Annotated in this window: 13 protein-coding genes; 6 read left to right on the top strand and 7 right to left on the bottom strand. The window is 63.8% G+C overall.

All coding sequences use genetic code 11. The features are described 5' to 3' along the window. Window positions 1-14 precede the first annotated feature (14 nt). Both FJ949_RS03110 and FJ949_RS03105 read right to left on the bottom strand, forming a co-directional pair. Window positions 15-245 carry a hypothetical protein gene (locus FJ949_RS03110; protein WP_140492627.1) on the bottom strand — a complete coding sequence of 77 codons (231 nt, stop codon included), beginning with the start codon at window positions 243-245 and terminating at the stop codon, window positions 15-17. Between the two features lie 85 nt (window positions 246-330). Further along, the gene (locus FJ949_RS03105) at window positions 331-1,569 is read right to left on the bottom strand and encodes an MFS transporter (RefSeq protein WP_140492624.1); all 1,239 of its coding nucleotides are present in this window, start codon (window positions 1,567-1,569) and stop codon (window positions 331-333) included. 896 nt (window positions 1,570-2,465) lie between these two features. Here FJ949_RS03105 and FJ949_RS03100 point away from each other — a divergent pair. Both FJ949_RS03100 and FJ949_RS03095 read left to right on the top strand, forming a co-directional pair. Continuing rightward, on the top strand, window positions 2,466-2,891 hold the full coding sequence (locus FJ949_RS03100) for a hypothetical protein (RefSeq protein WP_140492621.1): 426 nt from the start codon (window positions 2,466-2,468) through the stop codon (window positions 2,889-2,891). 33 nt (window positions 2,892-2,924) lie between these two features. After that, on the top strand, window positions 2,925-3,332 hold the full coding sequence (locus tag FJ949_RS03095) for a lysozyme inhibitor LprI family protein (RefSeq protein WP_140492618.1): 408 nt from the start codon (window positions 2,925-2,927) through the stop codon (window positions 3,330-3,332). 178 nt (window positions 3,333-3,510) lie between these two features. On the opposite strand, the gene FJ949_RS03090 is transcribed toward FJ949_RS03095, so the two are convergent. From FJ949_RS03090 to FJ949_RS03070, 5 genes are all read right to left on the bottom strand, one after another. Next, a complete protein-coding gene (locus FJ949_RS03090) occupies window positions 3,511-3,972 on the bottom strand; it encodes a MucR family transcriptional regulator (protein ID WP_140492615.1) in 462 nt (153 codons plus the stop codon). Between the two features lie 216 nt (window positions 3,973-4,188). Further along, on the bottom strand, window positions 4,189-4,893 hold the full coding sequence (locus tag FJ949_RS03085) for an ROK family protein (protein WP_140492612.1): 705 nt from the start codon (window positions 4,891-4,893) through the stop codon (window positions 4,189-4,191). A 16-nt stretch (window positions 4,894-4,909) separates the two neighbouring features. Further along, window positions 4,910-6,286 (bottom strand): glucose-6-phosphate dehydrogenase, encoded by a 1,377-nt coding sequence (gene zwf, locus FJ949_RS03080; RefSeq protein WP_140492609.1) that lies wholly within the window; start codon window positions 6,284-6,286, stop codon window positions 4,910-4,912. A gap of 22 nt (window positions 6,287-6,308) precedes the next feature. Next, window positions 6,309-7,325, bottom strand: a complete 1,017-nt coding sequence (gene gnd, locus FJ949_RS03075; RefSeq protein ID WP_140492606.1) for a phosphogluconate dehydrogenase (NAD(+)-dependent, decarboxylating) — start codon at window positions 7,323-7,325, stop codon at window positions 6,309-6,311. Between the two features lie 42 nt (window positions 7,326-7,367). Continuing rightward, window positions 7,368-9,785, bottom strand: a complete 2,418-nt coding sequence (locus tag FJ949_RS03070; protein ID WP_140492603.1) for a glucan 1,4-alpha-glucosidase — start codon at window positions 9,783-9,785, stop codon at window positions 7,368-7,370. A 208-nt stretch (window positions 9,786-9,993) separates the two neighbouring features. Here FJ949_RS03070 and FJ949_RS03065 point away from each other — a divergent pair, with 208 nt between their 5' ends. The 4 genes from FJ949_RS03065 to FJ949_RS03050 are packed head-to-tail and all read left to right on the top strand — an operon-like array spanning window position 9,994 to window position 14,447. Continuing rightward, window positions 9,994-11,007, top strand: coding sequence for an ABC transporter substrate-binding protein (locus FJ949_RS03065; protein ID WP_140492600.1), 1,014 nt, complete (start codon window positions 9,994-9,996; stop codon window positions 11,005-11,007). Window positions 11,008-11,056: 49 nt separating this feature from the next. Beyond that, complete coding sequence (locus FJ949_RS03060; RefSeq protein WP_140492597.1) at window positions 11,057-12,520, top strand: sugar ABC transporter ATP-binding protein; 1,464 nt, start codon at window positions 11,057-11,059, stop codon at window positions 12,518-12,520. A gap of 1 nt (window position 12,521) precedes the next feature. Further along, on the top strand, window positions 12,522-13,496 hold the full coding sequence (locus FJ949_RS03055; protein WP_140492594.1) for an ABC transporter permease: 975 nt from the start codon (window positions 12,522-12,524) through the stop codon (window positions 13,494-13,496). Window positions 13,497-13,499: 3 nt separating this feature from the next. Then, window positions 13,500-14,447, top strand: coding sequence for an ABC transporter permease (locus FJ949_RS03050; protein WP_140492591.1), 948 nt, complete (start codon window positions 13,500-13,502; stop codon window positions 14,445-14,447). Window positions 14,448-14,460: the final 13 nt, after the last annotated feature.

Genomic DNA, 14,460 nt, shown 5'->3' with positions numbered 1-14,460 from the left:
TCGTTTAACGCCTGCTAGTTCGAAAACGTCACGCTCACGCCGCGCTGACGAAAATAAGCCTGCATCAATTTGCGGCCCGAGCGGTTGTTCTGCGCCAGTTTGGTGGGATCGAACACCGCCTGCTTCATCCCCTCTCGTGCCAGCGCTGCCTTAAGCGTCGCGATATGGGCGTCGAGATCGGCATTGTCGGCCCGCAGCGACACATAGATACTCTCGGTTGCCTCAGCCACGGTCGGTTCGCTCACAGGTATCGTCCTTTGGTTGGTCGGGCGGCGGCTTAGCACAGATTCGCAGCCCGCCGATACCGGTGGACCTGAATTCGATGCCCCGTCAGTTTCGTCCATTGAGGTGCCGCACCCTTCGGAGCGCCGGGAACAGGTAGGCCCACAGGCCGGCAACGGCAATGGCGCCGACGCCGCCGATGACGACGGCAGGCACCGTGCCGATCAGCGCCGCCATGGTGCCGGCGCGGAATTCGCCGAGCTCGTTGGAGGCGCCGACGAAGACCTGATTGACGGCGTTGACGCGGCCGCGGACATGATCGGGGGTCCAGAGCTGGATCAACGTTTCCCTGATGTAGACGCTGAACATGTCGGTGGCGCCGAGGAAGGCCAATGCCAGGATCGACAGCCAGGTGAAGGTCGACAGGCCGAACAGCACCGTAAAGGCGCCGAACGCGGCCACGAAGCCGAGCATGATCAGGCCCGCGTGGTTGCGGATAGGATGACCAGCGAGCCAGATGGCGACACAGATGGCACCCACCCCTGGCGCCGAGCGCAGCAAACCAAGCCCCCAAGGGCCGAGTTGCAATATGTCGCGGGCATAGATCGGCAGCAGCGCCGAGGCGCCGGACAGCAGCACGGCGAAGAGATCGAGCGAGATGGCGCCAAGCACGATCTTCTCGCCCCAGATGTAACCGAAGCCGGCGAACAGGGTCTGCATGGTCGGCTTGTCGGTCTCGCTGCGCTGCGCCGGCCTCGGTATGGTGAAGATCAGCAGCCCGGCGACGAGCATCAGCGCCGTGGCCGTGCCATAGGCCACCTCGGCCGATACGCCGTAGAGCAGGCCGCCGGCGACCGGCCCGACGATGGTCGCCGTCTGCCAGGCCGACGAGTTCCAGGCGATGGCGTTGGCGAAATCCCGGGGCGGCACCAGATTGGCGAACAGCGACGACGAGGCCGGTCCGAAGAAGGCGCGGGCAATGCCGAACATGGCGAGCACGATGAAGATTGGCAGCGGGCCGCTGATGCCGCGCAGGGTCAGGATGAGCAGCGCGAGCGCGCAGATCGCCTCGAGCAGCACCGCCAGCGCCATGATCAGCCGGCGGCCGAAACGGTCGGCAACGACCCCCGTGACCAGCACCAGGAGCAGCGCAGGCAGGAACTGGACGATGCCGACAAGCCCGAGATCGAGCGGGTCGCGGGTCAGATCGTACATCTGCCAGCCGACCGCGACGGACACGATCATGGTGGCGAATGTGGTGAGGAAGCGCGCCGCCCAATAGCTCAGGAAGGAGCGATGGCGGAACGCGGCATAGCGCTGGTCCGGTGATATCTGTTCGGAGGTCATGGAACGAGGCCCCGTTAGAAGGATGGAGGCCGGCGGGGCACTTCCACGATGGACGCTGGTCCGGCCGGGGAACCCTTTAGCCCAGTTCGACGTATGACGCGCGCAAAAAACAGGTTCTGGATCAAGGATTTTCTGACGTGTTCCATCGAACGCACACGAAACTCACCCGCCAAGACCCGGCGGGACAGGAAAGCCTATCGGGTGTCTCGAAGACCGCATGTCTCCCCCATCGTGCACGCGATAACCTTGAAAGCCGATCCGTGAGCAGCATTCTTTTGGCCTGCCCACTGGCCTGGCCGAAACCTACCAATACATTGGGGTTCTGGCGATAATGTCGAGCGTAACTTCACCCTTATATATCGTCGTCCCTTGTGAATTGGAATAATAGACCATTTTATGTTGGAATAGTCGAAAAGCGTAGGCGTAACCCAGCAATCTTTTTGCTGGAGCCTTTCTGTCAATTATATTTAAGTACTTGCTAAATCAAGCAGGGCGCTTACTGGATTATTAAGCATTCTCAAAACAGAACTCAAGATCTGGCAATTTTCCCTTGCTAGCCGGCGACATCGGCTACAACCTATGGATACATCAACCGCGCCGGCGGATCGCTGGCATGCTTGGGCGGATGGGCGCTAGGCATGAAGAGGGAAATGGACATTCGCCAAGGCGGCTCCCGCTGGGAGCGCTCCCCTCGACTTGAGGAATTGCGACGGCCGGCCGCAAAGTCGTCGAATGCATGGGCCACAGCCCGGCAATCCAAGCTTCGATACGCAGGGCAACTATCAGGGGTGCAATGGCATCGGCTGCCAGGTCGATGCGCCTGACGATGACAATTCGTCCGATGACGACGATTCCGACTGACAGCCACACTCCGCAAAGGAAGAGGAAAACCACCTATGTCTGAATTCGGCGACTTGGTTCGACGGCACGCCAAAACCGTCATGATCGGGCTGGCGGGATTGATACCGACATCTGCTTTCGCGAACGATGCCTGCGACGGCGTCGAGGTCGAAGTGACGAAGGCGCGCAAACAGGAATATGCACCGCTCGTCGCTTCGGCGATGGACAATAAGTTCAAGCCCGCCCGCGCCAAGTTCATCACCATCTTGGAAAGCGGCAACTGGAGCGCCGCTTATGTCTCCACGCCTGTGAGCGATGACGGCGTGATGTTCTTCCAGACCGTCGACGGAAAGAAGCAGTTTCGTGACGTATGGGGCGGCTATGCCGATCCATCGGAAAAGCCTGGACTGGTATCCTGGGCGAAGAAGCTTGGAGCACCGGAAAAGCTGGCCAGGTGCTTCGCCGAAACCGTTACGGAATGACGATGCCGCTCACCTGCAAAGAGGACGAGACCAATGAAAACCGCAATTCTGACCACCGCCGTGGTTCTGGCCATGCCGGCTTTCGCTTTTGCCAAGGACAAGTGTGCCGACGCCAAGGATCAGGCCACCATGAACCAGTGCGCCGATGCTTCGTTCAGGAAATCCGACAAGAAGCTCAACGAACTTTACAAGCAGATCGAAACCCGCCTGAAGGACGACGCGGATACCAAGAAGCTTCTTGTCCAAGCGCAGCAGAATTGGATCAAGTTCCGCGACGCCGAGTGCAATTTCCAGATCGCGGGAGCGGCCGGAGGCAGCGTGGTCCCCATGCTCCTCTCGATGTGCATGGATGGCCTGACGCAATCCCGGGTCAAGGATTTCGAGGGTTACCTGAATTGCAAGGAAGGCGATCTGAGCTGTTCCGTTCCGGCAGCGAACTGAGGTTTCCTGCCAGTCTGCAGACGGGGTGGAAAATCATTCCCTCAGCGCGCCGGAGATGGCATCGAGCCCGCCCTGCAATTGCGCGCTCGCCATGGAAGAGCGTAAGATCGGGCAGCCTGCCAAGACGGACCGCCGGCAGGCCTCAATCAAACCATTGGCTCAGCGCCGGAATGCGCGCTCAGGCCGAGACCTTGGCTTTCCTGCCCCTGGCCGGCGCTTTCGGGGCGACGGCCTTGCGGCCGAGACCGATCGACTTAGCCAGTTCCGAACGCGAGGCCGCGTAATTGGGAGCGACCATCGGATAGTCCGACGGCAAGCCCCATTTGGCGCGGTAGGCGTCCGGCGTCAGGCCGAAATGCACGCCCAGATGACGCTTCAGCGATTTGAACTTCTTGCCGTCCTCCAGGCAGATGATGAAATCCGGCGTCACCGACTTCTTGGGATTGACCGCCGGCACGAGCGGCGCCGCCACGGGTACGGCCGGCTGGCCGAGCCCGCTGATCGAAGCGCTGACGCTGGCGATGAGGTCGGCCAGGCCGGAGGCGGGCAGGCGGTTCTTCTCGACGTAAGCCGACACGATATGGGCGGTCAGCTCGAGAAGGTCGATATCCTTGCGAGCGTCGTTGCTGTCGTCGGTCAATCTATTTTCCTCCGTCTATGGCGTATGGGGCCCGAAATCGGCACAGTTTCGGATGGGATGATGCGCAAAGTTAAAGTGCGGCGGCGTCTTTGCACGTCCCTCGCGGTTCGTCGCGATGTAGTGCGCCGGAATTCCTAGTCGGCAAATCTGCGCAATGCAACGACTTGGCCCCGCGTCACACATTATTTTGAATAACTATACTGAACTGTAATACTATCAGACGATCAGGGCCTTGTCTCGCCACAGACGAAATCCGCCTTCGAAGGCGCGTGTGTTGTCGCCGCGCCTGCTGTCGGCGGGCAAATCGCCGAGCTTGTCGACATTGCCGCCGCCGATGACGACATAATCGGGCTGCATGGCGGCGCGCAGCCGGTCGACGACGTCGAAAACGGATTTTCGCCATTTCTTCTTGCCGCGTTTTATCAGGCCGCGCTCACCGACATAGTCCTCGAAGCTCTTGCCCTTCTTATAGGGAAGATGGGCGAGTTCCATCGGTTGGGCGACGTTGTCGACGATCATCGCCGCACCCAGGCCGGTTCCCAACCCCAGGAACAGCATGCGACCGCCTTCATAGCTGCCGATGGCCTGCATCAGCGCGTCGTTGACCACCTTGACCGGTTTGCCGAACTGCGCGGCGAAGTCGAAGCCGGCCCAGCCCTTGCCGAGATTGGCGGGATCGAACAAGGGCCTGTTGTGATGCACCGGGCCGGGATAGCCCATCGAGATGACGTCGTAGGACAGTCCGTCGGCCAGCGCCTTCACCGCATCGATCATCTGCTGGGGCCTCAGGTCCGGCCCGGAATCGGCGCGGCGCTCAGCACCGCCTGAGCTGGTGAGGATCTTGACGTGCGAGCCGCCTATGTCGATCGACAGCACGATCGGATCGCCGCTCGCCGCTTTCGGCCTTGCCGTCCTGGCCATGCTGCCCTCTCCCAGCCTATTTCGATGGATTGATCCAGCCGTTCGGCGGCCCGAAGCCGTTCATGGCGGCTGCCGGCCCCCAGGTCTTCGGTTCATAAAGATGCGGCGGCGTGGTGTCGCCGAGGACCGGCCCGACGATGCGCCAGGCAAGTTCGCTGGCGTCCTGGCGGGTAAAAAGCTGGCCATTGCCGTTCATGGCATCGCCGATCAGCCGTTCATAGGGCGGCATATCGCCCTTGCTGTCGTCGAGCGCCGTCAGTTCGACCTGTTCGCCGACCATGTCGTCGCCCGCTGCCTTGCGCTGGGCGCCGATCGAGATCGCCACCTGCGGGTCGATGCGGAAGCGCACATAGTTGGCGTCGTTCGGCTTGATCGGGTCGAAGACATCGAGCGGCGGCCGCTTCAGCCGCACGATCACCTCCGTGGCATGCACCGGCATGTTCTTGCCGGCGCGGATGAAGAACGGCACGTCCCGCCAGCGCCAGGTGTCGACGAGGAAGCGCACCGCCGCGAAGGTTTCGACCGGCGAGTTGGGCGCCACGCCGGGCTCGGCGAGATAGCCGTCGAATTGGCCACGCACGATATCGTCCTTGGTCAGGGTGCGGATCGCGCGCAGCACCTGCACCTTCTCGTCGATCAGGTCGTCGGCGGAACGGCCGACCGGCGGTTCCATCGCCAGCAGCAGGAGGATGTTGAGCAGATGGTTCTCGATGACGTCCCTGACGCAGCCGACCTCGTCATAGAAGCGGCCGCGCCCATCGATGCCGAAATCCTCGGCCATGGTGATCTGCACGCTCTCGACGAAATTGCGGTTCCAGATCGGTTCCAGGAAGGAATTGGCGAAGCGGAAATAGAGCAGGTTCTGGATCGCCTCCTTGCCGAGATAGTGATCGATGCGGAAGATCGACTGTTCGTCGAACACCAGATGCAGCACTCGGTTCAGCCAGCGCGCCGATTGCAGGTCATGGCCGAAGGGCTTTTCCACCATCAGCCGCGCGCCGCGCGCCGTGCCCGATTGCTCCAGGCCCTGGACCACCGTCTCGAACATGGTCGGCGGCACCGCCATGTAGTGCAGCGGCCGCTGAGCGGTGCCCAGCGCGCTCTTCAGTTTCTCGAACGTGGCCGGGTCGCGATAGTCGCCGCTGACATAGCGCAGCAGCGAAGCGAGCTTGGCGAACACCTTCTCGTCGATCTTGCCGAGCGTATTGACGATGCCGTCGCGCGCGCGGTCCTGCAATTTCCTCAAATCCCAGGCGTCGAAGGCGACGCCGATCACCGGTTCGGTAAGCGTTCCCTTGGCGACCATGGCATAGAGGGAAGGAAATATCTTCTTGTGGGCGAGGTCGCCGGTCGCCCCGAAGAGCACCAGCGTATCGGACCGTTCCGGGCTCATGAGCGCGTCTCCCCTGCCGCCGTCACTTGCCGGCCTTCGGTTTTTCGACATGGCCGCCGAATGCATAGCGCATGGCCGACAAGAGCTTGTCGGCGAATTCGGATTCGCCTTGCGAGGAGAAGCGGTCGAAGAGGGCCGAGGACAGCACCGGCGCCGGCACGCCGGTGTCGATGGCCGCTTTCAGGGTCCAGCGGCCTTCGCCGGAATCGGACACCCGGCCGCCAAACTGGGTCAGGCCGGGATCGCTCTTCAACGCGCCGGCGGTGAGATCAAGCAGCCACGAGCCGATGACGCTGCCATGCCGCCAGACCTCGGCCACTTCGGCAAGGTCGATGTCAAACTGGTAGTATTCGGGGTTCTGCAACGGGCTGGTCTCGGCATCGGCCTCGCGCTTGACCTTGCCGGCATTGCCGGCCTTGAGAATATTCATGCCTTCGGCATAGGCGGCCATGACGCCGTACTCGATGCCGTTATGGACCATCTTGACGAAGTGGCCGGCGCCGCTCGGGCCACAATGCAGATAGCCGAAGGGCGCCGTGCCGGCCGTCTTGTCGGGAGCGGGCGCACCGGCATCCGCGCCGGGCGCCAGCGTGGCGAAGACCGAATCGAGATGCCGGACCGCGTCATCGGGCCCGCCGATCATCAGGCAGTAGCCGCGATCCAGGCCCCAGACGCCGCCGCTGGTGCCGACATCGACATAGTTGAGGCCCTTGGCGGCGAGCTTGGCGGCCCGGTCGACGTCGTCGTGATAGTAGGAATTGCCGCCGTCGATGATGATGTCGCCGGGTTCCATCAGCGCCGCCACCTGATCGACGATCTTGCCGGTGATGGCCGCAGGCAGCATCAGCCACACGCAGCGCGGCTTGGCGAGCTTGCCGACGAATTCCGCCATCGATGCAGCCCCCGAGGCGCCGTCGCCGACCAGGGCCGCGACGCTTGCCGGGTTGATGTCGTAGACGACGCATTCGTGGCCGTCACGCATCAGGCGCCGGACCATGTTGGCGCCCATTCGGCCCAGTCCCATCATTCCGATCTGCATGGTCTCATCCTTGTGTCTTGAAGAGGATCTGTCGGGAAGGATCTACAGTCTGTCCTGTTCACCAATGATGACGGAGAAGTCGACATTCTCCCAATCGCCGCTGCCGGGCCAGAAAAAAGTGAAGATCAGCGTGCTCCCCTCGGGCAGGCCGGCGACCGGCAGATCAGCGAGGTGGATGCCGAAAGCATTCTCGCTGGTCGCGCTGTCATGCACGGCCGCCCAATTGTCGACGCTCCAATGGACGGTCGCCTTCGCCAAAAGCTCGAGGCGCATTGTCTTGCCGGCCGGCATGGAACGGATTTTGTTGTTGAAGCGCCATGTCCTGAACATCGAGACGATCTTTTTGTCGATGTAGCGTTCGACGCCTTGCGGCGGCATGTCGAACACCACGCCGTCGCGCAGCGAGCGCAGCAGCTTGATATGTTCGGAATGCGCCCAGACCAGCGGCATGGCGCTGCCCGAGGGCTTGCCATGCAGCAGTTCGCGCTCGGGGAGGTCGGCGCCGTCCCAGATCTGCTCCGGCAACAGGCCGCCCGGTCCGGACGAGCCCTCCATCGCCGCCAGCAGCGAGGTCGCCTTGTCCTTGCGTCCGGCCGCCAGCTCGTAATGGGCCCGTTCGCCGGCGAGCAGCGGCCAGGGGCGGCCCTGGCCGGTGCCGTCGAATGGCGCGCCGTCCTCGTGCTCGCCATAGCCGTCGCCGGTGTAGCGATACCAGAGCGGCCCCTGCGGCAGTTGCCGGCGCAGCTGCGCGTCGATGACCTTGACCGTGTCGACGATGCGCGGATCGTCGGCTGCCCTGAGGCCAAAGCGCACCAGGGCAAATGCGTCCGGGCTGACGATTTCCTGCGCCGGCCGGTCGGCATCGCCAGGCGGGCGGTTTTTGATCGGCACATAGCCGTCCTTCGGCGAACCGGCCTCGGCGCTGTCGGGCGGTGCGATGCGGACATAGTAACCCGCGACGCCGGTCGCCTCGCAGCTTGCCGTGCCGGTGACATAGGTCCAGCGCTCGACCTGGTCGTTCCAGCCGTCGGCGGTCTCGCGCAGATAGCTTGCTGCGTCCTGCTTGCCGCAGGCCTCCAGCATATCCGCGGCGGCAAGCAGCGCCGCGATCTCAACGGCGAGCGTGAACGGGCTGTAACCGGAATCCTCCTCCCAACGGTCCTCGCCGGTGACGGGTCCATTGCGCACGACATAGGCTGCGGCGCGCTCGATCATTGGCAGGAAGGCCAAAAGCCTGGCGCGCGGCAAATGGCCCTGGCGCCGCAGCGCATCCGCCAGCAGCAGCGGAAAGGCGCATTCGTCCATCTGGATGCCCGGCCAATAAGCTGTCCCATCGAGCCAGGCGTTCTGCGGCCAATGGCCGTCCGGCTGCTGGATGGAGCAGAGATAGTCGAGGGTTTGCAGGGCCGAGGCGGCATCGCCGGCGGCGAGAAAGCCGCCCGCCGTCTCGACCAGATCGCGCGGCCAGACCAGATGGTAGCCGCCGAGATCGTCGTCGCCCTTGTCGAAGCCCCATGGGATCGACAGGCTGGCGACCGCCGCGCCCGGCATGAGCGATGACCGGTGCGTCGCCAGGACGGCGGTGGAGATCCTGTAGCTGTTCACTCCGGACGCGTCATGGCGGTCCAGTCGCAGCAGGCCCGCCTGCCATTCGCGCCACTGTTCGACGTAGGACGTCGCCGCCGCCGCGAAACCCTGCCTGAGGCTGGCGAAGGCATTTCGAGCGGCCTCTTCGGGCGTCGCTCCGAAGCCCAGCGCCAGCACGGCTTTGGCGTCGTTGGCGGAAAACCCGATTTCGCCGGTCAGCGCGACATTGCCGTCCTCGGCTTGCTGAAAGGCTGGATCGAGCCGACCGGTGTTGCGCAGTTGCTGCCAGCCGTCGGAGACGCCGACATATCCGGCCGAGCCGTTCCGCCAGGGCAGCGATGAGGCCAGCGCAAGGCAAGTGCCGCGGCCCGAGGCGAACAGCACAGGCTCTCCCTCATGGTCGCCGACCCAGGCGGTGTTGCCCATGCCGGCATTGACCAGATGCGGCGCCAGCAAGGCGTGGACGCAGTAGTCGCCCGGCGCGCCCTTGAGCGGCGTGAAGGTGATCTCCTGCAGCAAGGTGGGTCTTGCAGGGTCGGCCAGGATACGCTTCTCGATCCGGTAGGCGCCGTCATCAGCGGTGTTGACCAGCCTGTAGGCTGGCACGCCTTCTTCGAACGGTTCGATGCCATGCGCGGCATCACGTTTTTCTTCCGAGAAATATCCGTTCGGGCCGGTGACAATCAGGCCGAGGTCGCGGGTGCAGGCACTGTCGACACCGGGATAGTAGATCTCGTTCAGGATGCCATGGCTGAGCGTGAACCAGACGCGGCTCGACGGCGAAAGCGCCGCGCCGACGCCGCTTTTGGCGCTTGACGTCCAGCGCGCCGGAATTCCCGGAGCCCCCGGGGGAACGATCGGCGTCACTGCCATGCGTCTGCGGCCTCCTGCCCGCATGCCTAGCCCATCCACCGAAGCCTTTTCAATCGTCGCACCGCAATGTGATCAGCGGCATCTTATGGATTGCAGTTGACAGCTCGCCGGCCTTCTGCACTTTTGTCTGACAATAGATAAAAAACAGGTGCGCAAGCGCGATAGTCACCAGCAGCCATCAAGACCAGCAACTCGGGAGGAGTATGACATGAAGAAACTGTTCGTCCTGGGCACCCTTGCAGCGGTGCTCGCAGCCGGTACGGCGTTTGCCGACACCAGCGGCAAGAAGATCGCTTTCTCCAATAATTACGCCGGCAATTCGTGGCGGCAGGCGATGCTCGACAGCTACAACGCCGTCACCAAGAAGGCGGTGGCCGACAAGGTGGTCGGGGCCGCCGATGTCTTCACGACGGCCGACAAGGAAGTGCCGACCCAGGCAGCCCAGGTGCAAAACCTGATTCTACAGGGCTATGACGCCATCGTCATCAACGCCGCCTCGCCCGACGCGCTGAACGGTGCCATCAAGCAGGCCTGCGACGCCGGCATCGTGGTCGTTTCCTTCGACGGCATCGTCACCGAACCCTGCGCCTACCGCGTCGTCGTCGACTATAAGGACATGGGCAAGCAGGAAGTCGAGCATATGGCCAAGTTCCAGCCCAAGGGCGGCAACCTGCTCGAGATCCGTGGCCTCGCCGGCACCTCGATCGACGACGCCATCCATGCCGGCATCCTCGAAGGCGTGGCCGCCCATCCCGAGTTCAAGATCGTCGGCTCGGTGACCGGCGACTGGGACCAGACGACGGCGCAGAAGGCGGTGGCGACCATCCTGCCCTCGCTGCCCGAAATCGTCGGCATCGTCGACCAGGGCGGTGACGGCTATGGCGCCGCGCAAGCCTTCGCCGCCGCCGGCAAGCCGCGCCCGACCATCATCATGGGCAACCGCCAGGACGAGCTGAAATGGTGGAAGGAACAGAAGGAAAAGGACGGCTACCAGACCTGGTCGGCCTCGATCGCGCCCGGTGTCTCGACGCTCGCCTTCTGGGTGGCGCAGCAAGTGCTCGATGGCCGCAAGGACATTCCGCACGACCTGCTGGTGCCGTATCTCGCCTTCACTCAGGACGATTTCGAGGCCGCTCTGCCGAAGATCAAGGAGGGCGGTGTCGCCACGCACGAATACACACAGGAAGATGCCATCGCGGCCATCAAAGCCAATATCAAGTGAATGTCGCACACGCGTTGCCGTGCACATCGCCGACCGGATATCGTTGAGCATGCCTGAAGGGAACGCGGACATCATCAGACTGAGCGGCGCCGAAAAACACTTCGGCGCCGTTCGCGCGCTTGGCGGCGTCGACTTCACTGTCGGGCCCGGCGAGTGCGTCGGCCTCGTCGGCCACAACGGCGCCGGCAAATCGACGCTCATGCACATGGTGGCGGGCACGCTGACACCCGACAGCGGAACGATCGGCGTGCATGGTGAGGCCGAGGAGAACTACTCGGTGTCGCGGGCACAGCAGCTCGGCATACGCTGCGTGTTCCAGGAATTGTCGCTGTGCCCCAATCTCAGCGTCGCCGAGAACACGCGCATCAACCACGCCTCGCTCACCGGCTTCGGCTGGCGGCGCAAGGCGGCCGAGCTGATCACGGCCAAGCTGGACGAAATCTTTCCCGACCATGGCATCTCGGCGGCCGACATCGCCGGTGACCTTTCCATCGGACGGCGACAGATGGTGGAGGTGGCGCGCGCGTTCACGCTGACCCGCGAGCCGCTGCACCTGGTTATCCTCGACGAGCCGACGTCCTCGCTCGACGCGCACACGGCGGGTCAGCTGCTTGCCTTCGTGCGCCGCTTCGTCGCGTCGGGCGGCAGCTGCATCCTGATCTCGCATGTGCTGGGCGAAGTGCTGCAGAACGCCGATCGCATCGTCGTGATGCGCGACGGCAAGGTTGTCGCCGCCGACGCGGCGAACGCCTTCGACCGCGATAGGCTGGTCGCCACCATGGGCGGTGCCGAAGCACATCGGAGGACCCCCACCGAAATCCGGAAAGCCGAGGCCGGCCCGTTGCGCGTGCGCGCACGGCCGGCGCGGCAACGGGACGGCAAGGAGCTGGTGGCCCGCGCCGGCGAGATTATCGGACTTGCCGGCCTGGCCGGCCATGGCCAGACCGACCTGCTGCTGGCGATCTTCGCGGCCGCGTCCCGCGCCAAGGCCGGCATCGAGGTCACCGCGCCGGTGGCGCTTGTGGCTGGCGACCGCCAGGCGGACGGCATCTTTCCGCAGTGGTCGATCGCTGAAAATATCGGCATCCGCTCGCTGGCTCGGCTGCGCAACGGGCTGCTGATCTCGTCGCGGCGCGAGGCCGAACTGGCCGGCTTTTGGCAAAAGAAGATCGGCATCCGCACGCCGGATATGAACAACAACATCTTTTCGCTGTCGGGCGGCAACCAGCAGAAGGCCTTGTTCGCCCGGGCTCTCGGCTCCGATGCCGGGATCGTGCTGATGGACGACCCGATGCGCGGCGTCGACATCGGCACCAAGCTCGAGGTTTACGATCTCGTGCGCGAGGAGGCCGGCAAGGGCCGCACCTTCCTCTGGTACACCACGGAAACGGAAGAACTCGACAATTGCGACCATGTCTATGTCTTCAAGAACGGCCGCATCGTCGCCAATCTGACGCGCGACGAGCTGACGGAAGAAAAGATCATCCAGTCCTCCTTCGGCGACGCCGCCTAAGATGACAGCCCTGTCTGTTCAAAACGGTTCGAAGACTTTTGGAAGCGGAGCGGCGCGCGCCCGCCTGCTGCGCGGGCTGCTGCCGGCGCTGTCGCTGGCGCTGGTGCTGCTCGCCATCGCCTGGCTCAATCCGCGCGCCATCAGCTATTTCGGCTTCGGCCTGATGCTGAACCTGGCGATCCCGATCGCGCTGGCGACGATCGCGCAGATGTTCGTCATATCGGGCAACGAGCTCGACCTGTCGATCGGCACCTTTGTCGGTTTCGTCGGCTGCGTCACCGCGACCTGGTTGAAGGACGCACCGCTCATCGGCGTCCTCGTCCTGCTCGGATCGATCGGCGTCTATGCGCTGCTCGGCGCGCTGATCCATCTGCGCAATTTGCCATCGATCGTGGTGACGCTGGGCATGAGTTTCGTCTGGCAGGGGCTGGCCATCCTGGTGCTGCCCAAGCCCGGCGGCAAGGCGCCGGACTGGCTGCTGGCGATCATGGCGTTCAAGCCGCCCTTTGTGCCCTTCCCGATCATCGCGGCGCTGCTGATTGGCCTCATCGTCCATTTCGGCCTGATGCGCACCTCCTATGGCGTGATTCTGCGCGGCTCGGGCGGCAACCCGGCTGCGCTCAAACGCGCCGGCTGGTCGCTGCTCAAGACCAAGGTCGTGTTGTTCGCGCTGACGGGTCTGTTCGGCGTGCTGTCCGGCATGGCGCTGATCGGCATCACCACTTCGGCCGATGCCAATATCGGCAATGGCTACACGCTGCTTTCGATCGCCGGCGTCATCCTCGGCGGCGGTGAATTCGTCGGCGGCCGCGTGTCGCCGATCGGAGCGGTAATCGGCGCGCTGACGCTGGCGCTGGCGGCATCGCCGCTGCTTACCTTCATGCACATCCCGCCCGACTGGCAGGTGGCGGCCAACGGCGCCATCCTGATCATCGTGCTGGCGGCGCGGGTGCTGATCAGCCGTAAGGAGAGGTAAGCGATGGCGCTGGTTAGATCGCTGGTTGCCAAACCCTGGATCTGGTCGTTCGTCGGCGCGCTTGTGGTGTGGCTGGCGACCATCGCTTTCACCGGCGGCTATGGCGCCGGCGGCATGGTCACCGCCGCGCTGTCGCTGGCCGTGTTCACCGTCATCGCTGGCGTCGGCCAGATGTTCGTCATCACGCTTGGGCCGGGCAATGTCGACCTGTCGCTACCGGCCAATATCGGGCTCGCCAGCGCGGTGGCCATGAAGGTGATGGGCGGCAGCGATGCCATGATTGTGGTCGGGCTGCTGGCTGCGCTTGCCTGTGGTGCCGCGATCGGTGCCGTCAACTATCTGCTGATCTGGGCGCTGCGAATACCGCCGATCATCGCCACTTTGTCGGCGAGCTTCATCATCCAGTCGGTCGACATCAGCTATGGGCGCGGATTGCAGATCAAGCCGCCGCCGGGCTTTGCCGATTTCGCCAACCGGCAGGTTCTCGGCATTCCGGTGCTGGCGGTTCTCACCGTGCTGTTTACCATCGGTGCGGCCATCGCCTTGCAGCGCATGATCTATGGCCGCTCGGTGCTGGCGATAGGCCAGAACATCCGCGCCGCCTGGCTCGCCGGCGTCAATGTCGGCCGCGTCCGTTTCCTCACCTACACGCTGTCGGGCGCGCTCGGCGGCATCGACGGCGCGCTGCTCGCCGGTTATTTCCGCGGCGCCAATGTCGATATCGGCAACGAGTATTTGCTGGCTTCGATCGCCGTGGTGGTCATCGGCGGCACCTCGGTGGCCGGCGGCAAGGCCAATGTGCCCGGCGTCTGGGGCGCGGCGCTGTTCCTGGTGCTGCTTTTGACCATGCTCAACACATTCGGCGTCAGCGCCGGCGTGCGCCTGCTTTTGACCGGGCTGATCATAGTCGGCGTCATCACGGCGGCCGGCGGGGAGAAGGCGGTGCGGTGATATTCGCCTCACT

The sequence above is a fragment of the Mesorhizobium sp. B2-4-1 genome, assembly GCF_006442185.1.
In the GTDB taxonomy this organism is placed as follows: domain Bacteria; phylum Pseudomonadota; class Alphaproteobacteria; order Rhizobiales; family Rhizobiaceae; genus Mesorhizobium.
This window is presented reverse-complemented; position numbering and strand designations above follow the sequence as displayed.